Raw genomic sequence first — 23,765 nt, forward strand, 5'->3', positions numbered from 1 at the left:
GATGCCCCGCGAGCCGGGCCGCGGGGGTGCCCTCGTCCGCCGGCTCACCGACCCACTCGGCACCCTCCTCGTCGTGGCCGTCCTCGCCGGCCTGTGGGAGGGCTACAAGGCGTTCGGCCGGGCCGTCGACGACCGGATCCTCGGGATCGGCCTGCCGGTCGCCACCGACGACCTGTCGATGCCGCACCTGTGGACGATCGTCGGCTCGCTCACGGCGCCGGCCCGCGCGGGCGACACGACCTCACTGGCGGTGTACCTCGTCGGCGAGACCACCGTGACGCTCCGCGAAGCCCTCTACGGCCTGGCGGCCGGATCGCTCCTCGGTCTCGCGCTGGCGGTGCTCTTCCTCCATGTGACACCGGTGAGCAAGGGCCTGATGCCCTGGCTGGTCGCCTCCCAGACGGTCCCGCTGGTCGCCATCGCCCCGATGATCGTGATCTGGGGCGGCAAGGCGGGTCTGCCGCCGTGGGTCGCGGTCACCGGCATCGCCGCCTACCTCGCGTTCTTCCCCGTCACCATCAACTCCCTGCGCGGGCTGAAGTCCCCGCCCAAGGTGCAGCTCGACTTCATGCGCAGCGTCGGCGCCGGACGCGCCCGGGTGCTGTGGTCGCTCCGGTTCCCGGCGGCCCTCCCGTACGTCTTCGCCGGACTGCGGCTCGCCGCGACCGCGAGCGTGGTGGGGGCCATCGTGGGCGAGCTGTCGGCCGGCACCGGACGCGGCATCGGCCGCGCGATCCTCACCTCCGCCTATTACTACTCGAACGGGCCGGAGAAGCTGTACGCCGCCGTCCTCGTCGCCGCGATCGCCGGAATCCTCTTCGTGCAGGTCCTCGCCCTGCTGGAGCGGTTCGCCCTCCGCCACCGGCACGCCCGCTAGCCGAGAACCCACAACCCCTGGAGCCACTGATGGCCGAGCCCGCAATCATCTCCGTGCGCGGAGTCAACAAAGTCTTCAACGGCGGTTCCGACCGCGCGGTCACCGCTCTGCAGGACATCGACCTGACCCTCGGGCGGGGCGAGTTCATCTCCCTGCTCGGGCCCAGCGGCTGCGGCAAGTCCACGCTGCTGCGGGTAATGGCGGACCTCACCGCACCCACGAGCGGCACCGTCACCGTCAACGGCAAGACACCGGGTGCGGCACGCGCCGACCGCGACTACGGCATGGTCTTCCAGCAGGCCGGCCTGTTCGAGTGGCGCAGTGTCCTGCGCAACGTGGAACTCCCGCTCCAGGTCGCGGGAGCGAAGAAGGAGGTCCACCGGGCCAAGGCGATGGAGATGCTGGAACTGGTCCGCCTCAGCGAGTTCGCCGGGCACTACCCCTGGCAGCTCTCCGGCGGTATGCAGCAGCGCGTGGCGATCGCCCGCGCTCTCTCCACCGACCCCGAGATCCTCTTCATGGACGAACCGCTCGGAGCCCTGGACGAGATGAACCGCGAACGGCTCCAGGGAGAACTGCTGCGCATCTGGGGCGACACCCGCACCACCGTCGTGTTCGTCACGCACAGCATCTCCGAGGCCGTGTTCCTCTCCTCGCGGGTGGTGGTGATGTCCGCGCGGCCCGGCCGCGTCGCGGCCTGCATCGACGTGGACCTGCCCCACCCCAGGACCGCCGAGACGCGCACCACACCGGAGTTCTTCGAGAAGGTCAAGGAAGTCCGCGAAGCCCTGCACGGGGCCCCGAGCGAGCAGGCGGCGGCATGAGTACCCTCCGGCTTTCCCGCCCCGCCGGCGGCCCTGCGCTCAAGGCACGCGCCCTGCGGTTCACGCCGGTCGCGCTGACCGCCGTGATCCTGCTCAGCCTGTGGCAGGCGGCCATCACGCTGTTCGACGTGCCTGTGTTCATCATGCCGACCCCGGTCATGATCGCCGAGGCGTTCCAGCACGACTTCGGGACGATCATGTCCGCGTCCCGGTCCACTGTCGAGCCCGTTCTGCTCGGGCTGGTCATGGGGTCGCTCGGCGGTGTCGCCGTGGCCCTCGTCGTCAGCCGCTTCCCCCGGCTGTCGGGCCCGGTGCTCAACACCGCCGTACTGATCAACTGCGCGCCCATCGTCGCCCTGGCCCCGATCTTCAACAACTGGTTCGGTGTGACCAGCCTGCTCTCCAAGGCCGGGGTCGCCGCCGTCATGGTGTTCTTCCCGGTGTTCGTCAACACCACCCGGGGCCTGCTCCAGATCGCGCCCCTGCACCTGGAGATCATGGAGTCCCTCGCGGCCGGCCCGCGCCAGGTGGCCTTCCTGCTACGGCTGCCCAACGCGCTCCCGTTCGTCTTCAACGCGCTGAAACTCGGCACCACCCTCGCCGTCATCGGCGTGATCGTCAGCGAGTACTTCGGTGGCAGCACCGAGGCGCTCGGCGTGTACATCGCCTATCAGGCGGCCCTTCCCCGCTTCGACTACGCCTGGGCCGGAATTCTCGTATCCGGTGCGATCGGACTCGGCCTGTTCGGGGCCGTAACGCTCCTGGAGCGAATCCTCATGCCCTGGCACGATTCCCTGCACGAAGAAAAATCCTGACTGCAACGGCCTGCCGCCGAGCCCTTTCCGAAATTCCTGCCGACTCCCCCTCTTCCGCATTCTCGGTTCATTCCACCCGCCCTCTCTCCTTCCCCGTGGAGGTAACGTGTCCAGAAACCGAGCACCCCTGTCCAGATCCGGCCGCCGTCCCATCCGGGTGGCCGCGGGTCTCTCCGCCGCCATGATGCTGCTCTCCGCCTGCGGAGGCATGTCCGACTCGACCAGCCAGGCAGCCGCCGAAGCCGGCAAGGACTGCGCGTCCAAAACGAAGGTCCGCGTCGTCCTCCAATGGGTCGCCCAGGCCCAGTTCGCCGGGTACTACGCGGCGAAGGAGAAGGGCTTCTACGACAAGGCCTGCCTCGACGTGACGATTCAGGAGGGCGGGGTGAACATCGTGCCCCAGCAGGTCCTGTCGGCAGGCAACGCCGAGTTCGCCGTCTCCCACGTCACCAAGACCATGGTCACCCGCGAGCAGGGCGCCGACCTGGTCAACATCGGCCAGGAGTTCCAGCGCGGCGCCTACCTCCAGGTCGCCTGGGCCGACTCGGGCATCAAGACCCTCGCCGACCTCAAGGGCAAGCGGGTCGGGAGCTGGGGTTACGGCAACGAACTGACCCTCTTTGCCGCGATGAGGGGCTCCGGGGTCGACCCCAAGAAGGATGCCAAGATCATCCAGCAGCCGTTCGACATGTCGCTGCTGCTCAAGCGCGAGGTCGACGCGGCCCAGGCCAAGACCTTCAACGAGTACGCGCAGCTCCTGGAGACCACAAACCCCAAGACCGGAAAGCTCTACCAGCCGTCGGACTTCGTCGCGATCAACCTCCAGGACGCCGGATACCAGACACTGGAGGACGGCATCTACGCCAAGGAGTCCTGGCTGGCGAAGAAGGAGAACCAAGAGACCGCGGCCAAGTTCCTCAAGGCCACGTACGAGGGCTGGGGCTACTGCCGCGACGAACTCGCGGGCTGTGTCGACATCGTGCTGAAGAACGGCAGCGCCCTCGGCAAGGGCCACCAGACCTGGATGCTCAACGAGGTCAACAAGCTGATCTGGCCTGCCGAGAAGGGCGTCGGCATGATGGACAAGGCCGCCTGGGACCAGACCATCGACATCGCGATGAAGGCCGGTGTCCTCAAGGCACGGCCCCCGGCCGGGGCGTACCGCACGGACCTGACCAAGCGGGCGCTCGAGGAGCTGAAGGCCGAGGGATTCGACGTCACCGGTGAGTCCTACCGGCCGGAAACGGTCACGGTCACCGCCGGCGGCAAGTAACGGACGCTACCGCCGTCCGCCTCATCCGGCGTACACGGCAGCAGCAGCGGGCTCACCTGCCAGGATGGTCGCACCGCCCGCAGTGATCTCGACGTGACAGACGGAGGAAAAATGGCAACCGGTGAAGCAGGACTCGTCCGCAGGACGATCTGGCTGCTGCGTACGGTCGCGGCGCACCCGGAGGGGGTCGGGCTCAGCGAGATCGCCCGGGAGTCCGGCATCCCCAAGGCCACCTGTTACCGGGTCCTCACCGTCCTCGAACGCGAGAGCTGGCTGACCCTGGACCCGGTCACCCGCCGCTACCGCGTCTCGCTGGGGCTGCTGTCCATCGTCGGCGGGCTGCTGGACGGCGGCGGCGCCTACGGGCACATGCGAGACGTGCTGCGGGACCTGGCCAAGGAGACCAAGGAGACCGCCGGCTTCGACGTCCTGCTCGCGCCCAAGGTCATGGTCGTCGCCCAGGTTCCCGGCCCGTCCCTGATCGGTCAGACCCTCAAGCCCGTACCGAGGACCCAGCCCGTCTGGGCCACCTCCACCGGCAAGGTCCTGCTCAGCGCCCTCGACCCGGACACCATCCACGCCGAGTTCGGCGAGGAGTTCGAGACCAACGCGCCCGAGCAGCTCGGCGGGCTCGACGCGTTCATCGAGTCCATGGCCGAGGTGCGCACCCGCGGCTATGCCGTCGCCTACGACGAGCTGGAGGTGGGCGCGGCCTCCGTCGCCGCACCGGTCCGTGTCGGCCAGGCCACCACGTACGCCGTCTGGATCGGCGGCCCCACCTACCGGCTGACCCGATCGCGCATCGACGAGGTCGCCGAGTCCGTGATGAAGGCGGCTCGCCAGCTCGGCGACCTGCTGAGCGTCACCGGCATCGAACTGCCCACCGCACTCACCGAGCGCTGACGCCCTCGGTGGACGAGAACCACCCCCACAGCCACCCCGCCCGGCGCGGCGGCGGCGCGATCGAGGAGGAAGCGAATGGCTGCACTTCAGGCGCGGCTCCAGGCCGCCCGCGAGGTTGCGGACCGGATACCCAAGGGCCTGTACATCGACGGCGAATGGCGCCCGTCCCGCAGCGGTGCGACCGTCGCCGTGGAGGACCCGGGCACCGGCACGGTGATCGCCGAGGTCGCCGACGCGGGCACGGCGGACGCCACGGAAGCCCTCGACGCCGCCGTGCGCGCCCAGGCGTCCTGGGCGGCGACGCCTCCCCGGGAGCGCGGCGAGGTGCTGCGCCGGGCCTTCGAGACGGTCATCGCCCGCAAGGACGACCTGGCCTCGCTGATGACCCTGGAGATGGGCAAGCCGTTCGCGGAGTCCCAGGCCGAGGTGGTCTACGCCGCCGAGTTCCTGCGGTGGTTCTCCGAGGAGGCCGTCCGTATCGACGGCGGATACATGACCGCCCCGGGCGGCGGGTCCCGAGTGGTGACGATGCGTCAGCCGGTGGGTCCCTGCCTGCTGGTCACCCCGTGGAACTTCCCCATGGCGATGGGCACCCGGAAGATCGGTCCGGCGCTCGCGGCCGGCTGCACCGTCGTCGTCAAGCCGGCCAAGCAGACCCCGCTGTCCATGCTGGCCCTGGTGGACATCCTGCGGGAGGCCGGAGCCCCCGCAGGCGTGGTGAACGTCTTCACCACCAACCGCTCCGGCGAGGTCACCGACCACCTGCTGGACGACCCCCGGCTGCGGAAGCTGTCCTTCACCGGGTCCACCGAGGTCGGCCGCACGCTGCTCGCCAAGTCGTCGCGGAACGTGCTGCGCACCTCCATGGAGCTCGGTGGCAACGCCCCCTTCCTGGTCTTCGCCGACGCCGATCTCGACGCCGCGGTGGAAGGCGCGTTCCAGGCGAAGATGCGCAACGTCGGCGAGGCCTGCACGGCCGCCAACCGGTTCTACGTCCAGTCCCCGGTCGCCGACGAGTTCGCGCGCCGCCTGGCCGACCGGCTGGCCGCCCTGTCCGTCGGCCACGGTCTGGACCCGGACACCCAGGTCGGTCCGCTGATCGACGCGAAGGCGGTGAAGAACGTCACCGCCCTGGTCGCCGACGCCACCTCCGCCGGCGCCACCGTCCTCACCGGAGACGGACCGGTCCCGTCGGACGGCCACTTCTTCGCGCCGACCGTGCTGGGCGGCGTGCCGCTCGGGGCCCGCACCCTCACGGAGGAGATCTTCGGCCCGGTCGCGCCGATCGTCGCCTTCGACGACGAGGACACGGCGGTGGCCCTGGCGAACGACTCCGAGTACGGACTGGCGGGCTACCTGTTCACCGAGAACCTGAACCGCGGCCTTCGCGTGAGCGAGCGGCTGGAGTGCGGCATGGTCGGCCTCAACCAGGGGGTCATCTCCAACCCCGCCGCCCCCTTCGGCGGGGTCAAGCAGTCCGGGCTCGGCCGGGAGGGCGGGGCGGTGGGCATCGACGAATACCTGAGCATCAAGTACCTGGCGATCAAGGCGGCATCATGACGTCCTTCATTCTGGCGGGCATCCAGTTCGAGCCCGCTCTCGGCGACCCCGCGGCGAACATCGAGACGTCCTCGCGGCTCATCCGCGAGGCGGCGGCCGGCGGGGCCCGGCTGGTCGTCCTGCCGGAAGCGGCCTCGGCCGGATACATGTTCACCGACCGTGCGGAAGCCCGCAGGAACGCCGAGCCCGTCCCCGACGGGCCGGTCTCCTCAGCCTGGGCCTCGCTCGCCGCCGAGCTGGATCTGTGGATCGTCGCCGGAATCACCGAACTGGCGGGCGAGAAGGTGTACAACTCCGCTGTCCTGATCGGCCCGGAGGGGCACGTCGGGACGTTCCGCAAGGCGCATCTGTGGAACTTCGAGAAGGAGTTGTACGACCGTCAGGAGGACGGCTTCCCCGTCTTCCCCACCCCGCTCGGCAACATCGGCATCGGCATCTGCTACGACGCGTGGTTCCCGGAGACCTTCCGCAGTGCCGCGCTCGGCGGCGCCGACCTGCTGGCCCTCCCGGCGAACTGGGTGCCCGTACCCGGGCAGCCGGAGGACACCCCGGTGATGGCCAACCTGATGTGCATGACCGGGGCGCACAGCAACCAGTTCTTCGTCGCCGGGGTCAGCCGCACCGGCAGCGAGCGCGACCAGCCCTTCATCGGCCGGTCGCTGATCGTGGGCCCGGACGGCTGGCTGCTGGCCGGACCGGCCGGCGGCGACGAGGAGACCGTCCTCTTCGCGGAAGTGGACCTGATCGGCTCCCGCAAGGAGCGTCTCGACAACCCCTTCAACCAGCCGCTCGGCGACCGGCGCACCGACGTGTATCTCACCGGCGACTTCACCCCGGCCCTCTCCGACGACACCGTCTGAGGACCGGCCCGGCCCCTTCCTTCGGCCCCTTCCGGGCGCCCGGAAACCCCCGGCGCCCGGAGGCCGGGGCACCCCGGGGATTCTCCTCCGGCACCACTCGGCACCCCACCCGGAGCCCCGGCGACCCCTTTCTACGCGGCGTCCCGCAAACCCTCCCAGGCGCCCCATGGTGGACACACCGGCACCTATTGACACACGGACAGTCCTCCTTGAGACTTCTTCCCACTGAATGAACCCTTGGTTCACTGAATGGACCCAGAGGTGTGAACGGCTATGCGAGCGATCGCGCGCACCAACGAACAAGTGGAGCTCACCGACCCGAGCAGCATCGAGGCGAGCCCGCTCCACAACGCGGACCTGGCGCCCGTGCCCATATCCCGCAGAACCTGGACCACGTACAACTACGCGGCGCTGTGGATGGGCATCGCCCACGGCATCCCCACGTATTACCTCGCCAGTGGCCTCATCAACCTCGGCATGAGCTGGTATCAGGCGGTCATGACGATCGCCCTGGGCAACCTGATCGTCCTGGTGCCCATCCTGCTCAACAGCCACGCCGGCACCAAGTACGGCATCCCCTACCCCGTCTTCGCCCGCGCCGCCTTCGGCACGCTCGGCGCCAACGTGCCGGCGGTGCTGCGCGGTCTGTCCGCATGCGGCTGGTTCGGCATCCAGACGTGGGTCGGCGGTCAGGCCATCTACACCATCACCGGTGCCTTCGCCGGTGACGCGTGGATCCACGCGGGCGAGCTGTGGGGCCACCCGAAGACGCTGTGGCTGTCCTTCGCGGTCTTCTGGCTCCTGCAGATCGCGCTCATCGTCCGCGGCATCGAATCCATCCGCCGCTTCGAGAACTGGTCCGCGCCGCTCATCCTGATCGTCGCCGCGTTCCTCCTGGCCTGGATGGTCGTACAGGCGGACGGCTTCGGCCCGCTCGCCACCGAGCCGTCCAAGCTCGGCTGGGGCGCCGGCTTCTGGGCGCTGTTCGCGCCTTCCCTGATGGGCATGATCGCGTACTTCGCCACGATGTCCGTGAACATCGCGGACTTCACCCGCTTCTCCAGGGGACAGCGGGAGCAGATCGTCGGCCAGTCGCTGGGGCTGCCGCCCACGATCACCGTGTTCTCCATGATCGGCGCCCTCACCACCTCGGCCACCATCGCCGTCTACGGGCACGCGATCTGGGACCCGGTCGACCTGGTCAGCCGTTTCTCCAACCCGATCGTCGTCGTGTTCGCCCTGCTGTGCGTCATCGTGGCCACCATCGCCGTCAACGTCGCTGCCAACACCGTGGGTCCGGCGTACGACTTCGCCAACGTCTTCCCGCGCCTCATCAGCTTCCGCACCGGCGGCATCATCGCCGGCGTCATCGGCATCCTGATGCAGCCCTGGCGGCTGCTGTCCTCGCCCGAGCTGTACATCTTCACCTGGCTCGGCATCACCGGCGCCTTCCTCGGCGGCGTCGCCGGGATCCTGACCGCGGACTACTGGCTGCTGCGCAAGCGTGAACTCGACCTCGCCGGGCTGTACACGCGCGGCGGACCCTACGAGTACGCGAAGGGCTTCAACTGGCGCCCGCTCGTGGCCCTCGCGACCGTTCTGCTCCTCTCCCTCGGCGGCGCGTACTCCGCGGACAGTGAGGGTCCCTTCCCGACCGATGGATACATCCCCTTCCTCAAGCCGCTGTTCGACTACAACTGGGCCGTCGCCTTCCTCGGCGGCATCGCCCTGCACGTCCTGTTCAGCAAGCTCTTCCCGCACCGCGCACCGTGCCGAGTGGCCGAGGAGGAAGAGGCCGAGCAGGTCTCGGTCTGACCCCGGGACGGCCGGTGCGCGCCGAGACGCGCCGGCCGCCCCGCCCCGACGAGGCCATGCGCAGTGGCCGTCGACGTCCCCCACCCACCCCCGTCGCAAGTCTCCCTCGGAGGTCCCTGATGAAGACCCGTGCCGCCGTCATGACCGCCCCAGGCAAGGACTGGGAGGTCACCGAACTCGAACTCGCCCCGCCCCAGGCCGGCGAGGTCCTGGTCCGCTTCACCCACGCCGGACTCTGCTACTCCGACGAGCACGTGCGCACCGGCAACATGGCGCCGCTGCCCATCATCGGCGGGCACGAGGGATCCGGCATCGTCGAAGCCGTCGGCGAGGGCGTGTCCAAGCTGGCCCCGGGCGACCACGTGGCCGCCTCCTTCAAACCGTCCTGCGGGCACTGCCGCTGGTGCGCCAGCGGCCGGGCCAACCTGTGCGACGCCGCGGCGTACGGCCCCGAGGGCAAACTCCCCGACGGCACCTACCGGTTCACCGGCCCCGACGGGCCGATCGGCGCCAACTGCGCGCTGGGCACCTTCGCCGAGCACTCCGTCGTCTCCCAGGACTCCCTGGTCCGCGTCGACCCCGACATACCGCTCTCGGTGGTCGCGCTGGTGAGCTGCGGCGTCCTCACCGGCTGGGGCGCCGCCGTGTACGCGGCCGATCCCGAGCCCGGTGACACCGTCATCGTCGTCGGCGCGGGCGGCGTCGGCATCAATGCCGTACAGGGAGCCCGGCTCGCCGGCGCCGGGAACGTCATCCTGGTCGACCCCAACGAGGCCAAGCACGCTCTCGGCCGTGACCTCGGGGCCTCCCACGTCTGCCGCACCCTCGACGAGGCTGCGGCTCTCGCCGCGGACCTCAACCCCAGTGCGATGGGCGCCGACTCCACCCTCGTCTGCACCGGCGAGGCCACCGCCGAGATCGTCCGCGCCTCGTTCGAGGCCACCGGCAAGGGCGGCACCATCGTCCTCGCCGGAATGACCGAGGACGTCCACCAGGTCAACGTCCAACTTCCCGGCACCCAGCTCGTCTTCGCCGAGAAGCGCCTGCAGGGCACCATCTTCGGCTCCTGCAGCCCGATCCGGGACGTGCCCCGGGTGCTGTCCCTGTACCGCCAGGGCCTGATCAAGCTTGACGAACTGGTCAGCCAGACCTACAGCCTCGACGAGATCAACCAGGGATTCGAGGACCTGCGGTCCGGACGGAACCTGCGCGGCATCGTCGCTCACCGTCACGCGCAGTGAGCCGCCAGGAATGAACCGGCAGCAACCGCAGTAACAGCAAGGAGCACTCTGCCATGTCCGACAGGACGGACCGCGACGCCCTCTACATCGACGGCGACTGGCGCAAACCCTCGACCGCCGGCACCTTCACCTCGCTCAGCTCCGCCACCGAGCAGCCCCTCGGCGTCTTCCCCGAGGCCGACCGCGCCGACGTGGACGCCGCCGTCGCCGCCGCGCGCCGCGCCCTCGGCGGCCACCGCGGGTGGGGCTCGGCCAAGGAGCGCGCCGCCGCGATGGAACGCCTGGCCAGTGCCCTGGAGGCGCGCACCGACGCCCTCGGCACCCTGATCGCCCAGGAGGTCGGCACGCCTCTGGCCCGCGCGATCGAGGCCAACGTCAGCGCCGCGACGGGCCTGCTCCGGTTCTACGCCCCGCTCGCCGACGTCATGTACGCGGAGGACCTGCGTCCCGCCCTGGTGGGGCACAGCCTGGTCCGCCGCGAGCCCGTCGGTGTGGTCGCCATGATCGTGCCGTGGAACTACCCGCTCAGCACGCTGTTCTTCAAGCTGGCCCCCGCGCTGGCGATGGGCTGCACCGCCGTGATCAAGCCCTCGCCCGCCACCGGGCTCGACTCGTTCCTCGTCGCCGACGCGGTCCACGAGGCGGGGTTCCCGCCCGGCGTGATCAACTTCCTGCCCGCCGAGCGCGAGGTGGGAGAGTACCTGGTCACCCACCCCGGGGTGGACAAGGTCGCCTTCACCGGCTCCACCGCCGCCGGGCGCCGCATCGGCGCGCTCTGCGGCGAACTGCTGCGCCCGGTCACCCTGGAGCTGGGCGGCAAGTCCGCCGCGATCCTGCTGGAGGACGCCCCGCTGCCCCTCTTCCTCGACCACCTGCTGAACCTGTCGTTCAACAACAACGGCCAGACCTGCACCAACAACAGCCGGCTGCTCGTGCCCCGCTCGCGCTACGACGAGATCGTGGACGCCGTCACCGAGACGGTCGCGGCGTGGCCGATCGGCGACCCGCTGGACCCGTCCACGGTGGTCGGCCCGGTCGTCGGAGCCGACCACCGCGACCGCATCGAGGCCTACATCCGCAAGGGACGGGAGGAGGGAGCGCGCGTCACCACCGGCGGCGGCCGTCCCTCCGGCCTGGACCGTGGCTTCTACGTCGAGCCCACCGTCTTCGCCGACGTGGATCCCGCGATGTTCGTCGCCCGCGAGGAGAGCTTCGGCCCCGTGGTGACCGTGTCCGCCTACGACGGCTCGGTCGAGGGTGCCATCGCCATGGCCAACGACTCCGCATACGGTCTGGCGGGCAGCGTCTGGACGGCGGACGAGGCGCTGGGGCGGGAGGTGGCCCGCGCGGTGGACACCGGCACCTTCAGCGTCAACCACGCCAACTTCGACATCGGCGCACCCATGGGCGGGCGGAAGGACAGCGGTCTGGGCCTCGAACTGGGGCGTGAGGCGATCGAGGCGTACATCCAGTACAAGACGATCTTCGTGACCGAGCCGCCCGCGGACGGTGACACGCAGGCGGCGTAGAACGAACGGGCGCGAAGCGCCTGCCCGGTGACGGGCATGCGTAGGGCATCCGGGTGCTCGCGCGCCCATTCGGCTCCGGGCAGCCTCCCGCCTTCACCGGTTTCTCCCTACGTTTGCGATATGAAGATCGGATTTCGTTCGCGAGCTGCCGTGTCGGCCTGCGCGCTCTGCGCGGCAAGCGTCCTGGCACTGGCACCACCGGTCGCGGCCGTGGGCCGGACCCCTGTGGACCCGAGCGCGCAGGGGCAGCGGAAGGCGGCGCTGCCGCCGCCGGGTCTGCTGGAGAAGGAGGGCACGCAGGTCCGGCTCCGCGACGGGGCGCCGGACCTGCCGGACGTCTCCGCGCTGTCCTGGCTGGTGGCCGACGCCGACACCGGCGAGGTGCTCGCCGCGCACGACGCACATCGCAGACTGCCGCCCGCCAGCACGCTGAAGACCCTCTTCGCACTGACCGTGCTGCCCGCCTTCCCCGCCGGCATCCGGCACACCGTCAGCGCGAAGGAGCTGGCGGGAATCGGCGAGGGCAGCAGCCTGGTCGGGGTCGTCGAAGGCCATACGTACGAGGTGGCCGACCTGTGGCGCGGAGTGTTCCTCAACTCCGGCAACGACGCCGTGCACGTGCTGGCCGCGCTCAACGGCGGCTGGGACCGGACGGCCCGGCAGATGGAGACCAAGGCCCGCTCCCTGGGCGCCCTCGACACCACGGTCGTCTCCCCCGACGGCTACGACGCCGACGGGCAGGCCTCCTCGGCGTACGACCTGGCCGTGTTCGGGCGGGCCGGGCTGCGCAACCCGGATTTCGCGCGGTACTGCTCCACCGCGCACGCCGCCTTCCCCGGCTACGACGGGACGACGTTCCACATCGCCAACACCAACCGGCTGCTGACCGGCGCCGACGGCGTGGAGCCGTATCCGGGGCTGCTCGGCATCAAGAACGGCTACACCAGCGAAGCGGGCAACACGCTGGTCGCCGCCGCCCGTCAGGGCGGGCGCACCCTCGTCGTGACCGTGATGAACCCTCAGGAGGGCGAGGGGCACACCGTCTACGAGGAGGCGCGGGAGCTGCTGGACTGGGGGTTCGACGCGGCCGGGCACGTCGACCCGGTCGGCTCGCTCGACGCCCTGCGGCCCGTGGCGCACGCCGGCGCGGCGGTCGTGGCGTCGGCGGGGTCCGCGGCATCCCCTCCCGCCGAGTCGGGCTGGCCGGAGACGGGCACGATCGCGAGCGCGATCGGTGCGGGCGCCGGAGCCCTGCTGCTCGGCCTGGGGGTCACGGGCCGCCGGTACGCGCGCGGCTGACCGGACGGCGGCGGGGCTCAGAAGACCGACAGTCCGGTGAGTGTCGTGAAGCGGTCCAGGGCCGCCACGCCCGCCACCGAGTTGCCCCGCTCGTCCAGACCGGGGCTCCACACGCACAGCGCGCACCGGCCCGGTACGACGGCGACGATGCCGCCGCCCACGCCGCTCTTGCCGGGCAGCCCGACCCGGTAGGCGAAGTCACCGGCCGCGTCGTACGTCCCGCAGGTCAGCATGATCGCGTTGATCTGCTTGGCCTGACGGCGGCTGAGCAGCCGGGTGCCGTCGGCCCGTATGCCGTGCCGGGCGAGGAACGTGGTGGCGAGCGCCAGGTCGGCACAGGAGGCGGCGATCGCGCACTGGCGGAAGTACTGGTCCAGCAGTACCGGCACCGGGTTGTCGATGTTGCCGTAGGACGCCATGAAATGGGCGAGGGCGGCGTTGCGGTCGCCGTGCGTGGACTCGGACGCGGCGACCTCGAGGTCGAAGTCCAGGTCCGGGTTGCCGCTCTCGACGCGCAGCAGGCGCAGCAGCTCGCCGGCCGCGTCGCCGGTGCGGGTCTGCAGGCGGTCGGTGACCACCAGGGCGCCGGCGTTGATGAACGGGTTGCGCGGGATGCCGTTCTCGTACTCCAGCTGGACCAGGGAGTTGAACGGGTTGCCGGAGGGCTCGCGGCCCACGTGCTCCCACAGTTCGTCGCCCTCGCGGGCCAGGTCGAGGGCGAGGGTGAACACCTTGGTGATGGACTGGGCGGAGAACGGCTCGCGCCAGTCCCCCACCCCGTACACCGTGCCGTCCAGCTCCGCGACGGCCATGCCGAAGGCGCGGGCGTCGCGGGCCGCGAGCGCCGGGATGTAGTCGGCGGGGCGCCCGCGGCCGGGTGTGCGCTCGATCTCCTCGGCGATGCGCTCCAGGACCGGGAGGTAGGTCGGGGACGACGTCATGATCACCATTCTGCCTCCGGCCCGGCGGGGCATGCGGCGCGGGCGGCGCGCACTCAGGCGTTGACGACCCCCGTGCCCAGCAGGCCGAACAGCAGCAGGCCGATCACGATCCGGTAGACGACGAAGGCGTTGAAGGAGTGCTTGGCGACGAACTTCAGCAGCCAGGCGATGGAGGCGTAGGCGACCACGAAGGACACGAGGGTGCCGACGGCCAGCGGGAGGGCGCCCACGCTCGCGCCCAGCGCGTCCTTGAGTTCGTAGATGCCGGCGCCGGTCAGGGCCGGGAGGCCGAGGAAGAAGGACAGCCGGGTGGCGGCGACGCGGTCCAGGTCCAGGATGAGCGCGGTGGACATGGTGGCGCCGGAGCGGGAGAAGCCGGGGAAGAGCAGGGCGAGGATCTGCGAGGAGCCGACCAGCATCGCGTCCTTGAAGGTGGTGTCGTCCTCACCGCGCTTGTGCCGGCCCATCTGGTCCGCGCACCACATCACACCACTGCCGACGATCAGCGAGCCGGCGACCACCCACAGGGAGCCGAGCGGCCCCTCGATGAGGGGCTTGGCGAGCAGGCCCACGACGACGATGGGGATCGTGGCGCAGATGATCCACCAGGCGAACTTGTAGTCGTGGTGGTAGCGCTCCTCCTTGTCGGCCAGGCCCCGGAACCAGGCGGAGAGGATCCGCACGATGTCCTTGAAGAAGTACACGAACACGGCGGCGATGGCGCCGACCTGGATGACGGCGGAGAACGCCACGACGGACTTGTCGTCGACGGGGATGCCCATGAGCCCCTGGGTGATCTTCAGGTGGCCGGTGGAGGAGACGGGGAGGAACTCGGTCACCCCCTCGACGACTCCGAGGACGACGGCCTGACCGACGGAGATGACGCTCATGGGATCCAGTTCCGGGATGGTTGATCGACAGTGGTGTGGACACTCTTACGGTGCCCGGGTGAAGGCCCGGTGACCGACACCAAAAGCTTTCGGCAACCGTCAGAGACTTCCGGCGATCCACGCTCCGGCGAACGCGGCGCCGAGGCCCGCCACCACGCTGGCGACGACGTTGGCGGCGGCGTAGAGCCCGGCACCGGTCCCGGTCAGCCGCAGGGTCTCGTAGGAGAAGGTCGAGTACGTCGTCAGGGCCCCGCACAGCCCGGTCCCCAGCAGCAGCTGCAGCCGCGGCCCGGCGAACCCGGCGGAAACGGCACCGGTGAGCAGACCGAGCACGAGACAGCCGGCGATGTTGACCACGAAGGTGCCCCAGGGGAAGACCGAGTCGTGCCGGGACTGCACCGCGCGGTCGGTGAGATAGCGCAGGGGTGCCCCGACGGCGGCCCCGGCCACCACCAGCAGCCAGTTCACTGCCCGCCCTTCACGTCCGCCGCCCTCGTACGGCCGACGTACCGGATGACCTCGCAGTCGTCGAGGATCACCAGCCCCTCGCCGACCAGTTCGTCCAGCTGCGGCAGGAACGCGCGCACCCGCTCCTCGGTGTCGACGATCACGATCGCCACCGGCAGGTCCTCGCTCATCGACAGCAGCCGTGAGGTGTGGATCAGGGAGGACGCGCCGAACCCCTCGATGCCGCGGAAGACGCTGGCGCCCGCCAGGCCGGCGGAGTGGGCCCGGTGCACGATCTCCGAGTACAGGGGCCGGTGGTGCCAGGTGTCGTTCTCGCCGACGAAGACGGTCACGCGCAGGGCGCTGCCGGTGAGCCTCGTCATCGCTGCCTCCACTGAAGAACGCGTCGGGTCGCGGTCACTGCGAGCCACACCGCCGCGAGCGCCGCGCACGGGGTCGCGGCGAGGTAGGCCAGTGCGGTGCGGGCGTGGCCGGAGTCCACCAGCTTCTGGATGTCGACCGCGTAGGTGGAGAAGGTGGTGAAGCCGCCGAGCACACCGGTGCCGAAGAAGGGCCGGACCAGGCGGTGGGCGCTCCACACGTCGGTGATCACCACCATGAAGACGCCGATCACCGCGCACCCGACGGCATTGACCGAGAAGGTCGCCCACGGAAAGCCCCCGGCCGGCGTCGGCCACCACCGCGAGACCGCGTACCGGCCCGTGGCCCCGAGCGCGCCGCCGAGCGCCACCACCGCGACCACCGGCACCTGCGCCCGCCGGGCCCGCCGTCGCGCGGACCCCGACGGCACCCGCAGGTTCTCGGTCTCCTGGGCTGTCATGCTCGTACGTCTCCTGTTCGGCCGCGCCCGGACACACCGTAACGCCGCCGGATCCCCACCGCACACACCGGTGGCGGCGCGGCGCATCGCTCGGCCCGTCGCCCCGGGGAGGGTGTGCACCCCCCCTCGTTCCCGCGGGCCGCCGGTCACCAGCCCTTCTCGAACATCCGGGCCACCTCGGCGATCCGGACCTCGTCGCGGCGGTAGTACGTACGGCGCCTGATCCGGCGGGTGCGCAGCAGGCCGAGGTCGGCCAGCAGGGCGAGATGCGTCTCGGCGGTCCTGCGCGGGACGCCGAGGCCGGCCGCGACGGCCTTCGCGGTCGCGCCGTGCGTGACCGGGCCGTTGCGCCGCCGGGGAGCGTGCGCGGCCGGGTCCTTGAGCCACTCGAGGATGAGCAGGCGCGTCCGGCCGGCGGAAGCCCTCAGCATGACCGCCTCCTGTCGTCGAGGCTCCTCGTCCTGACGTTTCCCACTGTCCCGCGGCCCGACCCTCCGCGTACGGAACCTGCCGGGCCTTGTCCGATACCGGACGGTCCCGGCTCGGGGCACGAGGAAAAATGGCATCCCGCCAGGTGGTGCAGGGGATCAAGGAGCCGGAATCCGCAGGTCGGGACGGCGGCCCCGCTGGATCAGGTGTTCAGCCCGCCTCAAGCGGGACGCTTCGCGGGCTGCCGCCTTCCCGGAGATCGCCACGGCTCTCGTACCGGAACGCGAAGCGCTTGATCCCCTGCACCACGTCGTGGGACACGACCTGAGTCCCGGCACCGTGACTCATCCCCGCAACACCCCCGCGCTGTACACGCCGGTGATCGCGGGCGCGTTCCTCGCGTTGGTGGCCGCGCACGACATCCCACTGCTGCTGATGCCGGCCGGGACGGAGGACGAACGGCGCCGTATCACCCGGTACATCACCGCCGGGCACATCGACGGGGTGCTGCTGGTCTCCACCCGCTCCGGGGACCCGGTCGCCGAGCGGCTGCGTGAGGCGGGCGTACCGCTGGTGGCGTGCGGCAAGCCGATCGGGCTGGGCTCCAAGGTCAGTTACGTCGCCGCCGACGACCGCGACGGCGCCCGCGACATGGTGCGTCACCTGCTGTCGCTGGGGCGGCGGAGGGTCGGCACGGTCACCGGCCCGCTGGACACCCCGGGTGGTGTGGAGCGCCTGGCCGGCTACAAGGAGGTGCTGACGGAGGCCGGCATCGGGATCGACGAGCAGCTGATCGTCTCCGGCGACTACAGCCACGCCGGCGGCGAGGCGGGCGCCGAGCGTCTGCTCGACCGGGCGCCCGACATGGACGCGGTCTTCGTCGCCTCCGGCCTGATGGCCCAGGGCGTCCTCACGGCTCTCCACCGGGCCGGACGGCGGGTCCCCGAGGACGTCGCGGTCGGCGGCTTCGACGACTCGCCCGCCGCGGTGGCCGCCGGCCCGGAGCTGACGACCATCCGCCAGCCGTGGGACCGGATCAGCGCCGAGATGGTCCGGGTGCTGCTCGCCCGGATCGACGGAGAGGACACCGCGGCGGTGATTCTGCCGACGGAGCTGGTGAAGCGGGAGTCGACGTAGTGACTGCGCAACCGGTCAGGATCAAAGAAGCGGTCCGGCGCTCCCCCGCCCTAGCGTGAGACCACCGACGCGTCCGTCGGGACCACTCATCAGCGAGGAGTACGCCATGACCGCCGGCCTGAAGACGATCGTCTATCCCGTCAAGGACCTCGACCGGGCGAAAGCCCTGTTCAGCGCGCTGCTGGGGGTCGAGCCGTATGCGGACGAGCCCTACTACGTCGGGTTCAAGGACGCCGGGCAGGACGTCGGGCTGGACCCGAACGGGCATGCCCAGGGGATGACCGGACCGGTGCCGTACTGGCACGTCGACGACATCCGGGCACGGCTGGCGGCTCTGCTGGAGGCGGGCGCCGAGCTGCTGCGGGACGTGCGGGACGTCGGCGCCGGCAGGCTGATCACCTCGGTGAAGGACCCGGACGGCAATCTCGTCGGGCTCGTCCAGGACGCCTGACGTCCGGGCCGGACCCCGCACGACCGGCCGTTTCGATGTACGCGCATTAACATGCGGTGCCATGGGAGCGGAAGCGGCCGGGGCCCGGCTCGAGGAACGGTGGCGGGACATCCTGTCGGTGCACGCGCGGACGATGTGCGAGCTCGACCGCGTGCTGCATCCGTACGGGCTCGGCGCGAGCGACTTCGAGGTGCTCGACATCCTGGCGTCCGGGCCGTCCGAGGAGGGCGAGCAGTGCCGGGTGCAGAACCTCGCCGGCCGGGTCCACCTGAGCCAGAGCGCGCTGTCCCGTCTGATCGGCCGGCTGGTGAAGGACGGCCTGGTGGAGCGGTCGGTGTGCGCGGAGGACCGGCGCGGGGTGTGGGTGTGTCTGACGGCCAAGGGCCGCGCGCTGCACACCGAGGTGCTGCCTCTGCAGCGCGCGGCCCTGGCCCGTGCGCTCGACGGCTGACGGCTGTTCGTCTCGGCCCTATGGGCGGGCCAGCAGGGTGCGGACTCCCTCCGAGGTGAGCGTCAGGCCGTGCGGCGAGCTGGCGTCTATGGTCAGTGACAGGTCGTCGGCCGGCCAGTGGGACGCGAGGGCGCCGAGGGGCACGAGGCGGTAGCGGGAGACGAAGGGCAGCAGGTCGGACATCTCCAGTTCGGAGGTGAACACGGGCACCACCGGTACTCCGCCCGGTTGTTCGAGGACGGGCAGGGCCACCGTCGAGGGGTTGGTGGCGTCCTCGTCGCTCGCGTCGTCCGGCACGGGGACCAGCACGTCGCTGTGCGCGAGCGTGTCCAGTGCCACCACGTCCTCGGCGTTCTCGGCGAGCACGTCCAGCGCCCGCTGGGCGGGCGTCGCGGTGTTGTCGTTCGCTGGTGTCTCCATGGCAGATTCCCTGGTCGCGGCGGTTGTGCGGCCTGCCCGGGGGGCGATCTCCCCGGGCACAGCCCTGCTCGCGTACCCGATCGCTCGCGCCGCAATCACGGCGGACCGGACCGGCTTCGGCGGCCGTGGGGCGGGAGCGAGAGGTGAGGGGGGCGATGACGGTTGCCCGGGGTTCTCACGAGTACGACCGAGTACGACAGGGACGAGTACGACGGCGAGTACGACAGGGAGAAGGAGTCACGGCCCACAGGACGAGCGCCCGGGACGTGGTGGACGCCGTCAAGGACGTCGACTTCCCGGCCGGCAAGGACGATCCGGTTCGGGCGGCGCGCCGCTCCGGTGTCTCGGAGGAGGTCGTCGAGGCGCTGTGCGGCATTCCGCCGGAGAGCTGTGCCAACCGCGAGGAGGTGGCCCGCTCGGTGCGGGTGGACCCCGACTCCGGCCTCGGCCTCAGTGCCGCGCAACGCGCCGAGCAGGCCCGCGAGGGCGGCAGGCCCGGCCGGTCCCGGCACCTGCGCGACGTGTCGAAGCCGCCCGTGCGGGAGGAACTGGAACGCCGAGGCGGGCCCTCCGCGATGTGTGCGGGGGGCCCGGGGAGCTCACTTCCGAACCCCGGGTTCTGGGTAACCACTGGTCCGGGGCTGATTCGCCGTATCCGTCACGGTGTGCCGCCGGTCCCGTGCGCCGTGGCCCGGACCTCGGTCACGGCGGCGGTCAGGTGCTTTTGGACCGTCTCCGGCAGCGGGTCGCCGTGCACCGCCGTCACCACGTCCCGGGCGACGTGGTGCAGCTTGGTGTTGGTGTTCTGGGAGGCGATGACCAGCACCGACCAGGCCTGGTCCGGGGTCAGGCCGAAGGACGCCATGAGGATGCCGCGGGCCAGGTCGATGGCGGGCCGGGTCTGCATGGCCCGGCGCAGCTGGACGACCTCGATGCGCTGGTCCTGATCGGTGTCCTCGGCCGGTGTCCCGTCCTCCGGCGCCCCGTGCCGGGCGGGGAGCACCGTCGGTCCCGTCTCGCATGCCTCCGGCCCGTCGGGCGCCTCGGCGCGGAACAGCGAGCGCGTGCCGGTGAGGTCGAGCAGCCGTTCACTCACGGGACTGGTGGCGCGTACGACGATCGTCCTGCCCTGTGTCAGGGCCTGTTCCCGCAGGCTGATCAGGATGTTGAGGGCGGAGCAGTCGCAGAACGTCACGCCGCTCAGGTCCAGGTCGATGCCCTGGGACGAGCGGGCGAGGGCGTCCTTCAGGGCGCGCTGGAAGCCCTGGCCGGCGTCGAGGTCGAGTTCGCCGCGCACCGTGACGGGCACGCGGTCGCCCTCGGGGCCGACGTCGATCGCCAGTTCGTATCCCGGGTGCGCCGCCGGTACGCCGCCGCGGTCACCGCAGGAGGCGGCGCCCCCGGCTGTGGACCGGAACACGTACGCAGGCTCCGCCATGACCGCCTCTCCCACAAGCGTTCGCCCGTTCTCCGCTTCCAGACTCACTCCGGTATCCGGAACACGTCAAGATATACATGAAGCTCAGTTCAGGTTCTTGTATGCGTGAAAGCCGAACTCTAGGCTGGCCCCATGGAAGGAGTGCCTGAGCCGCATACCGGCTGGACGTTTCTGACCAATCACGCCCGGGTGCTGGCAGCCATCGCCGACAATCACAACGCCCGGATCCGCGACATCGCGGCCCACTGCAGGCTCACCGAGCGCGCCGTCCAGAAGATCATCGCCGATCTGGAGCGCGACGGGTACCTCTCCCACACCAAGGAGGGGCGCGGCAACATCTACCGGATCGACCCGGGCAGGATCCTGCGGCACCCGGCCGAGTCGGGGCTGACCGTGGCCTCCCTGCTCTCGCTGCTCGTCCGCGCGGAGGCCGGCCACTCCGGGTCCGGTCACTGAGGTCATGACGTCACCGGGCGGCCCTGCCTGCTCAGCGCGGCTGCCCCGGTGAGCGGATCATCCAGCCCAGGGACCGCTCCACGGCCCGCTTCCAGCACTCGTACTCCCGCTCGCGCCGCTCGGGGTCCATGTCCGGCAGCCACTGCCCGGCCCGGTGCCAGTTGCCGCGCAGGACCTCCAGGTCCGGCCAGTAGCCGACCGTGAGGCCGGCGGCATAGGCGGCGCCCAGCGAGACCGTCTCGGCCACCAGGGGGCGTACGACGGGGATGTCGAGCACGTCGGCGAGCATCTGCATGAGCAGGTTGTCCGAGGTCATGCCGCCGTCGGCCCTGAGCTGTCTCAGGGCGAGCCCGGAGTCGGCGTTCACGGCGTCGACGACCTCCCGGGTCTGCCAGGCGGTGGCCTCCAGGACGGCCCGGGCCAGGTGTCCCTTGGTGATGTACGAGGTCAGGCCCACGACGACACCGCGGGCGTCGCTGCGCCAGTGGGGGGCGAACAGACCGGAGAAGGCCGGGACGATGTAGCAGCCGCCGTTGTCCTCCACCGTGCGGGCCAGCGTCTCGATCTCGGGTGCGGTGCTGATCAGACCGAGCCGGTCGCGGAACCACTGGACGAGTGAGCCGGTGACGGCCATCGGCCCCTCCAGGGCGTAGACCGTGGGCTCGTTGGCGATCTTGTAGGCGACGGTGGTGAGGAGCCCGTTGTGGGAGCGCACCAGGTCGGTTCCGGTGTTCACCAGCAGGAAGCTGCCGGTGCCGTAGGTGCACTTGGCCTCGCCCTGCGAGAAGCAGGTCTGCCCGAACAGGGCCGCCTGCTGGTCGCCGAGGGCGGCGCCGATGCGGACGCCGGGGAGCAGGGCGCGGGCCTCGCCGTAGCTCTCGGCCGAGGAGCGGATCTCCGGCAGCAGCGGGCGCGGCACGCCGAAGAAGTCCAGCAGTTCGGGGTCCCAGGTCAGGGTCCGGATGTTGACGAGCATGGTGCGGCTGGCGTTGGTGGGGTCGCTGATGTGCAGGCCGCCGTCGGTGCCGCCGGTGAGGTTCCAGATCAGCCAGCTCTCCATCGTGCCGAACAGCACCTCGCCGTCCTGGGCGCGTTTCTCCAGGCCCTCCACGTGGTCGAACAGCCAGCGGATCCGGGGCGCGGAGAAGTAGGTGGAGGGAGGCAGACCGCAGCGATCGAGGAAGAACTCGTCGCCGGGCCGGTCCCGCAGCGTGTCGACGAGCGGCGCGGTGCGGGTGTCCTGCCAGACGATCGCCCGGCCCAGCGGGGCGCCGGTGCGCCGGTCCCACAGCACCGTCGTCTCACGCTGGTTGGCGATGCCGAGGGCGGCGATCTGCGCGGCGTCCACGCCGGCGCCGGCCAGGGCCTCGGGGACGATGCGCTGTACGTTGCGCCAGATCTCCACGGCGTCGTGCTCGACCCACCCGGGCCGGGGAAAGTGCTGCCGGTGCTCGCGCTGGGCGACCGACACCAGCCGCCCGCGGTGGTCGAACAGGATGCATCGCGTGGACATGGTGCCCTGGTCGATGGACATCACATACCGTTCAACCATGATCGGGGCCTGCCTTCCGATGCGTCACCCGGAGGGGACCTGTCAACGGGGATGCGGGATGCGGGGATCCGTCGGTGTCTACCAGCGGGCGGCTCCCAGGTCTCGGGAGATCGCCCGTGCGGCGTCCCGGAGCAGGGCGATCAGTGCCTGCAGCGGCCGGCCCCGGGTGTCACAGATCCGCTCGACGGGACCGGACAGCCCGATGGCGCCCACCACGAGGCCTCCTTGCCCGCGGATCGGGGCGGCGACTCCGGCGTCCCCCATGCTCATCTCCTGCACTTCGGCTCCCCACCCGAGTTCCCGGATCTCGGCGAGCGCCCGGTTCAGGTCCTCGGGGGCGACCAGGGTGTGCCGCGTGTACGCCTCCAGGCCCTCCTCCGGCGGGTCGACGGTGGCGGCTCCGAAGGCCAGCAGGACCTTGCCGAGGGAGGAGGCGTGCAGCGGCAGCAGCGCGCCGACGTCCAGGGTCTGCAGGGTGTCGTCCGGCCGGAAGACGTGGTGGACGACGAGGACCCGGCCCTCCAGGGGCGTGCCCAGGCGGACGGCCTCCCCGCTGCGGGCGGCCAGCGCGTCGGCCCAGTTCAGGGAGCGTGAGCGCAGCTCGTTGACGTCGAGGTAGCTGGTGCCCAGGTGCAGCAGCGCCGCCCCGAGCTGGTACTTGCCGGTGGCCTCGTCCTGCTCGACGAAGTCCACGTGCTGAAGGGTGCGCAGGATGCCGTGGGCGGTGCCCTTGGCCAGTCCGAGGGACGACGCCACCTCGCCGAGCCCCAGCCTGCGGGGACCGCCGGCCAGCAGCCGCAGGATCGCCGCCGCTCTCTCTATGGACTGGACGGGTCCGGCCATGGAGCGATCCTAGGGCCTGCCCTCCCGTTCCGCCCGGGATCTCCTCGTTCGCACCCTTCGCCAGGCATCGTTCGGCAATGCCGACCGCTGTTCATTGACCGGCCCTCCTTCGTTCCCTAGCGTTCACAGCGCGCCCGGCCCCCGGCCGGCAGCGCGGCCCAGGAGGAGGGCACATGACCACAGCGCAGCTCGATGCCGCGCCCCGCCGGGAGGCCGACCAGGTTTTCCCGCTGCCGCACGCCGCGGGTGCCGTGCCGGCCGTACGCCGGCGTGTCCGCGCGGTGCTGCGCACCTGGGACCTGCCCGTCGACGCGGCCGAGGACGTGCTCCTGGTGGTCTCGGAGCTGGTCACCAACGCGCTGGTGCACGCCCGGCCGCCCGCCACCCTGCGGCTGCGGCGCGTCCCGGCCGGCGGGCGCCGGGCCGTGCGTGTGGAGGTGACCGACCGGGGACCCGCGGCGCCGCCCGAGCCG

25 protein-coding genes and 2 pseudogenes are annotated in these 23,765 nt (G+C 71.0%); 17 read left to right on the forward strand and 10 right to left on the reverse strand.

What is annotated here, in order from left to right:
• The first annotated feature begins 1 nt into the window (after position 1).
• The 11 genes from DEP02_RS13530 to DEP02_RS13580 all read left to right on the forward strand — a co-directional run bounded on the left by DEP02_RS13530 (position 2) and on the right by DEP02_RS13580 (position 12,996).
• Complete coding sequence (locus DEP02_RS13530) at positions 2-877, forward strand: ABC transporter permease (protein WP_112467575.1); 876 nt, start codon at positions 2-4, stop codon at positions 875-877.
• 29 nt (positions 878-906) lie between these two features.
• Entirely contained in the window at positions 907-1,701 is a 795-nt protein-coding gene (locus tag DEP02_RS13535; protein ID WP_112467576.1) for an ABC transporter ATP-binding protein, read from the forward strand.
• Entirely contained in the window at positions 1,698-2,516 is an 819-nt protein-coding gene (locus tag DEP02_RS13540) for an ABC transporter permease (RefSeq protein WP_112467577.1), read from the forward strand. The genes DEP02_RS13535 and DEP02_RS13540 overlap by 4 nt, the downstream gene beginning before the upstream one ends.
• Before the next feature lie 208 nt (positions 2,517-2,724).
• Positions 2,725-3,789 (forward strand): ABC transporter substrate-binding protein, encoded by a 1,065-nt coding sequence (locus DEP02_RS13545; protein ID WP_198668429.1) that lies wholly within the window; start codon positions 2,725-2,727, stop codon positions 3,787-3,789.
• A gap of 111 nt (positions 3,790-3,900) precedes the next feature.
• Complete coding sequence (locus tag DEP02_RS13550; protein WP_112467578.1) at positions 3,901-4,692, forward strand: IclR family transcriptional regulator; 792 nt, start codon at positions 3,901-3,903, stop codon at positions 4,690-4,692.
• 75 nt (positions 4,693-4,767) lie between these two features.
• Positions 4,768-6,252 (forward strand): NAD-dependent succinate-semialdehyde dehydrogenase, encoded by a 1,485-nt coding sequence (locus DEP02_RS13555; protein ID WP_112467579.1) that lies wholly within the window; start codon positions 4,768-4,770, stop codon positions 6,250-6,252.
• Positions 6,249-7,112 carry a nitrilase family protein gene (locus DEP02_RS13560; protein WP_112467580.1) on the forward strand — a complete coding sequence of 288 codons (864 nt, stop codon included), beginning with the start codon at positions 6,249-6,251 and terminating at the stop codon, positions 7,110-7,112. The genes DEP02_RS13555 and DEP02_RS13560 overlap by 4 nt, the downstream gene beginning before the upstream one ends.
• A 273-nt stretch (positions 7,113-7,385) precedes the next feature.
• Positions 7,386-8,927, forward strand: coding sequence for an NCS1 family nucleobase:cation symporter-1 (locus DEP02_RS13565; RefSeq protein WP_112467581.1), 1,542 nt, complete (start codon positions 7,386-7,388; stop codon positions 8,925-8,927).
• A 119-nt stretch (positions 8,928-9,046) separates the two neighbouring features.
• Complete coding sequence (locus DEP02_RS13570; RefSeq protein ID WP_112467582.1) at positions 9,047-10,168, forward strand: Zn-dependent alcohol dehydrogenase; 1,122 nt, start codon at positions 9,047-9,049, stop codon at positions 10,166-10,168.
• 53 nt (positions 10,169-10,221) lie between these two features.
• Positions 10,222-11,697 carry an aldehyde dehydrogenase gene (locus DEP02_RS13575; protein WP_112467583.1) on the forward strand — a complete coding sequence of 492 codons (1,476 nt, stop codon included), beginning with the start codon at positions 10,222-10,224 and terminating at the stop codon, positions 11,695-11,697.
• A 120-nt stretch (positions 11,698-11,817) separates the two neighbouring features.
• Positions 11,818-12,996, forward strand: coding sequence for a D-alanyl-D-alanine carboxypeptidase family protein (locus DEP02_RS13580; protein ID WP_112467584.1), 1,179 nt, complete (start codon positions 11,818-11,820; stop codon positions 12,994-12,996).
• A gap of 17 nt (positions 12,997-13,013) precedes the next feature.
• Here DEP02_RS13580 and DEP02_RS13585 read toward each other — a convergent pair whose 3' ends face one another.
• The 6 genes from DEP02_RS13585 to DEP02_RS13610 form a co-directional block, all read right to left on the reverse strand.
• Positions 13,014-13,946, reverse strand: a complete 933-nt coding sequence (locus tag DEP02_RS13585; RefSeq protein ID WP_198668430.1) for a glutaminase — start codon at positions 13,944-13,946, stop codon at positions 13,014-13,016.
• 44 nt (positions 13,947-13,990) lie between these two features.
• Positions 13,991-14,827 carry an undecaprenyl-diphosphate phosphatase gene (locus DEP02_RS13590; RefSeq protein ID WP_112467585.1) on the reverse strand — a complete coding sequence of 279 codons (837 nt, stop codon included), beginning with the start codon at positions 14,825-14,827 and terminating at the stop codon, positions 13,991-13,993.
• Positions 14,828-14,926: 99 nt separating this feature from the next.
• Positions 14,927-15,295, reverse strand: a complete 369-nt coding sequence (gene crcB, locus DEP02_RS13595; RefSeq protein ID WP_112467586.1) for a fluoride efflux transporter CrcB — start codon at positions 15,293-15,295, stop codon at positions 14,927-14,929.
• Complete coding sequence (locus DEP02_RS13600; RefSeq protein ID WP_112467587.1) at positions 15,292-15,657, reverse strand: DUF190 domain-containing protein; 366 nt, start codon at positions 15,655-15,657, stop codon at positions 15,292-15,294. Before DEP02_RS13600 ends, crcB (DEP02_RS13595) begins: the two co-directional genes overlap by 4 nt.
• Positions 15,654-16,115: a fluoride efflux transporter CrcB gene (gene crcB, locus DEP02_RS13605; protein WP_112467588.1), complete on the reverse strand. Its 462-nt coding sequence runs from the start codon at positions 16,113-16,115 to the stop codon at positions 15,654-15,656. The genes DEP02_RS13600 and crcB (DEP02_RS13605) overlap by 4 nt, the downstream gene beginning before the upstream one ends.
• A gap of 146 nt (positions 16,116-16,261) precedes the next feature.
• Entirely contained in the window at positions 16,262-16,546 is a 285-nt protein-coding gene (locus tag DEP02_RS13610) for a helix-turn-helix domain-containing protein (protein ID WP_112467589.1), read from the reverse strand.
• Positions 16,547-16,949: 403 nt separating this feature from the next.
• Here DEP02_RS13610 and DEP02_RS13615 point away from each other — a divergent pair.
• The 3 genes and pseudogenes from DEP02_RS13615 to DEP02_RS13625 form a co-directional block, all read left to right on the forward strand.
• Positions 16,950-17,681 (forward strand): annotated as a pseudogene (locus tag DEP02_RS13615) (LacI family DNA-binding transcriptional regulator); the annotation flags it as partial.
• A gap of 106 nt (positions 17,682-17,787) precedes the next feature.
• A complete protein-coding gene (locus tag DEP02_RS13620; protein ID WP_112467590.1) occupies positions 17,788-18,132 on the forward strand; it encodes a VOC family protein in 345 nt (114 codons plus the stop codon).
• Positions 18,133-18,193: 61 nt separating this feature from the next.
• Complete coding sequence (locus DEP02_RS13625; protein ID WP_112467591.1) at positions 18,194-18,583, forward strand: MarR family winged helix-turn-helix transcriptional regulator; 390 nt, start codon at positions 18,194-18,196, stop codon at positions 18,581-18,583.
• Between the two features lie 18 nt (positions 18,584-18,601).
• On the opposite strand, the gene DEP02_RS13630 is transcribed toward DEP02_RS13625, so the two are convergent.
• Positions 18,602-19,003 (reverse strand): SseB family protein, encoded by a 402-nt coding sequence (locus DEP02_RS13630; RefSeq protein WP_112467592.1) that lies wholly within the window; start codon positions 19,001-19,003, stop codon positions 18,602-18,604.
• 155 nt (positions 19,004-19,158) lie between these two features.
• Here DEP02_RS13630 and DEP02_RS35505 point away from each other — a divergent pair.
• Positions 19,159-19,404: pseudogene (locus tag DEP02_RS35505) on the forward strand (DUF2795 domain-containing protein); the annotation flags it as partial.
• A 257-nt stretch (positions 19,405-19,661) separates the two neighbouring features.
• Here DEP02_RS35505 and DEP02_RS13640 read toward each other — a convergent pair.
• Positions 19,662-20,441 (reverse strand): ANTAR domain-containing protein, encoded by a 780-nt coding sequence (locus DEP02_RS13640; protein WP_112467601.1) that lies wholly within the window; start codon positions 20,439-20,441, stop codon positions 19,662-19,664.
• Positions 20,442-20,573: 132 nt separating this feature from the next.
• Between DEP02_RS13640 and DEP02_RS13645 the strand changes: the two genes are divergently transcribed.
• Positions 20,574-20,897, forward strand: a complete 324-nt coding sequence (locus DEP02_RS13645) for a helix-turn-helix transcriptional regulator (RefSeq protein WP_112467593.1) — start codon at positions 20,574-20,576, stop codon at positions 20,895-20,897.
• 31 nt (positions 20,898-20,928) lie between these two features.
• Here the strand turns inward: DEP02_RS13645 and glpK are convergent, their stop codons facing one another.
• Positions 20,929-22,449 (reverse strand): glycerol kinase GlpK, encoded by a 1,521-nt coding sequence (gene glpK, locus DEP02_RS13650; RefSeq protein WP_112467594.1) that lies wholly within the window; start codon positions 22,447-22,449, stop codon positions 20,929-20,931.
• 78 nt (positions 22,450-22,527) lie between these two features.
• Positions 22,528-23,292: an IclR family transcriptional regulator gene (locus tag DEP02_RS13655; RefSeq protein WP_112467595.1), complete on the reverse strand. Its 765-nt coding sequence runs from the start codon at positions 23,290-23,292 to the stop codon at positions 22,528-22,530.
• Between the two features lie 173 nt (positions 23,293-23,465).
• Between DEP02_RS13655 and DEP02_RS13660 the strand changes: the two genes are divergently transcribed.
• On the forward strand, positions 23,466-23,765 hold a 300-nt coding region (locus DEP02_RS13660; protein WP_112467596.1), incomplete at its 3' end, for an ATP-binding protein.

It is taken from the genome of Streptomyces triticisoli (assembly GCF_003270085.1).
GTDB classification, from domain to species: domain Bacteria; phylum Actinomycetota; class Actinomycetes; order Streptomycetales; family Streptomycetaceae; genus Streptomyces; species Streptomyces triticisoli.

Bases quoted from the DNA above. Each gene is read 5' to 3' on its own strand.
- DEP02_RS13530 (WP_112467575.1), top strand. From the start codon at position 2: ATGCCCCGCGAGCCGGGCCGCGGGGGTGCCCTCGTCCGCCGGCTCACC.
- DEP02_RS13535 (WP_112467576.1), top strand. From the start codon at position 907: ATGGCCGAGCCCGCAATCATCTCCGTGCGCGGAGTCAACAAAGTCTTC.
- DEP02_RS13540 (WP_112467577.1), top strand. From the start codon at position 1,698: ATGAGTACCCTCCGGCTTTCCCGCCCCGCCGGCGGCCCTGCGCTCAAG.
- DEP02_RS13545 (WP_198668429.1), top strand. From the start codon at position 2,725: ATGTCCGACTCGACCAGCCAGGCAGCCGCCGAAGCCGGCAAGGACTGC.
- DEP02_RS13550 (WP_112467578.1), top strand. From the start codon at position 3,901: ATGGCAACCGGTGAAGCAGGACTCGTCCGCAGGACGATCTGGCTGCTG.
- DEP02_RS13555 (WP_112467579.1), top strand. From the start codon at position 4,768: ATGGCTGCACTTCAGGCGCGGCTCCAGGCCGCCCGCGAGGTTGCGGAC.
- DEP02_RS13560 (WP_112467580.1), top strand. From the start codon at position 6,249: ATGACGTCCTTCATTCTGGCGGGCATCCAGTTCGAGCCCGCTCTCGGC.
- DEP02_RS13565 (WP_112467581.1), top strand. From the start codon at position 7,386: ATGCGAGCGATCGCGCGCACCAACGAACAAGTGGAGCTCACCGACCCG.
- DEP02_RS13570 (WP_112467582.1), top strand. From the start codon at position 9,047: ATGAAGACCCGTGCCGCCGTCATGACCGCCCCAGGCAAGGACTGGGAG.
- DEP02_RS13575 (WP_112467583.1), top strand. From the start codon at position 10,222: ATGTCCGACAGGACGGACCGCGACGCCCTCTACATCGACGGCGACTGG.
- DEP02_RS13580 (WP_112467584.1), top strand. From the start codon at position 11,818: ATGAAGATCGGATTTCGTTCGCGAGCTGCCGTGTCGGCCTGCGCGCTC.
- DEP02_RS13585 (WP_198668430.1), bottom strand. From the start codon at position 13,946: ATGGTGATCATGACGTCGTCCCCGACCTACCTCCCGGTCCTGGAGCGC.
- DEP02_RS13590 (WP_112467585.1), bottom strand. From the start codon at position 14,827: ATGAGCGTCATCTCCGTCGGTCAGGCCGTCGTCCTCGGAGTCGTCGAG.
- DEP02_RS13600 (WP_112467587.1), bottom strand. From the start codon at position 15,657: ATGACGAGGCTCACCGGCAGCGCCCTGCGCGTGACCGTCTTCGTCGGC.
- crcB (WP_112467588.1), bottom strand. From the start codon at position 16,115: ATGACAGCCCAGGAGACCGAGAACCTGCGGGTGCCGTCGGGGTCCGCG.
- DEP02_RS13610 (WP_112467589.1), bottom strand. From the start codon at position 16,546: ATGCTGAGGGCTTCCGCCGGCCGGACGCGCCTGCTCATCCTCGAGTGG.
- DEP02_RS13620 (WP_112467590.1), top strand. From the start codon at position 17,788: ATGACCGCCGGCCTGAAGACGATCGTCTATCCCGTCAAGGACCTCGAC.
- DEP02_RS13625 (WP_112467591.1), top strand. From the start codon at position 18,194: ATGGGAGCGGAAGCGGCCGGGGCCCGGCTCGAGGAACGGTGGCGGGAC.
- DEP02_RS13630 (WP_112467592.1), bottom strand. From the start codon at position 19,003: ATGGAGACACCAGCGAACGACAACACCGCGACGCCCGCCCAGCGGGCG.
- DEP02_RS13640 (WP_112467601.1), bottom strand. From the start codon at position 20,441: ATGGCGGAGCCTGCGTACGTGTTCCGGTCCACAGCCGGGGGCGCCGCC.
- DEP02_RS13645 (WP_112467593.1), top strand. From the start codon at position 20,574: ATGGAAGGAGTGCCTGAGCCGCATACCGGCTGGACGTTTCTGACCAAT.
- glpK (WP_112467594.1), bottom strand. From the start codon at position 22,449: ATGGTTGAACGGTATGTGATGTCCATCGACCAGGGCACCATGTCCACG.
- DEP02_RS13655 (WP_112467595.1), bottom strand. From the start codon at position 23,292: ATGGCCGGACCCGTCCAGTCCATAGAGAGAGCGGCGGCGATCCTGCGG.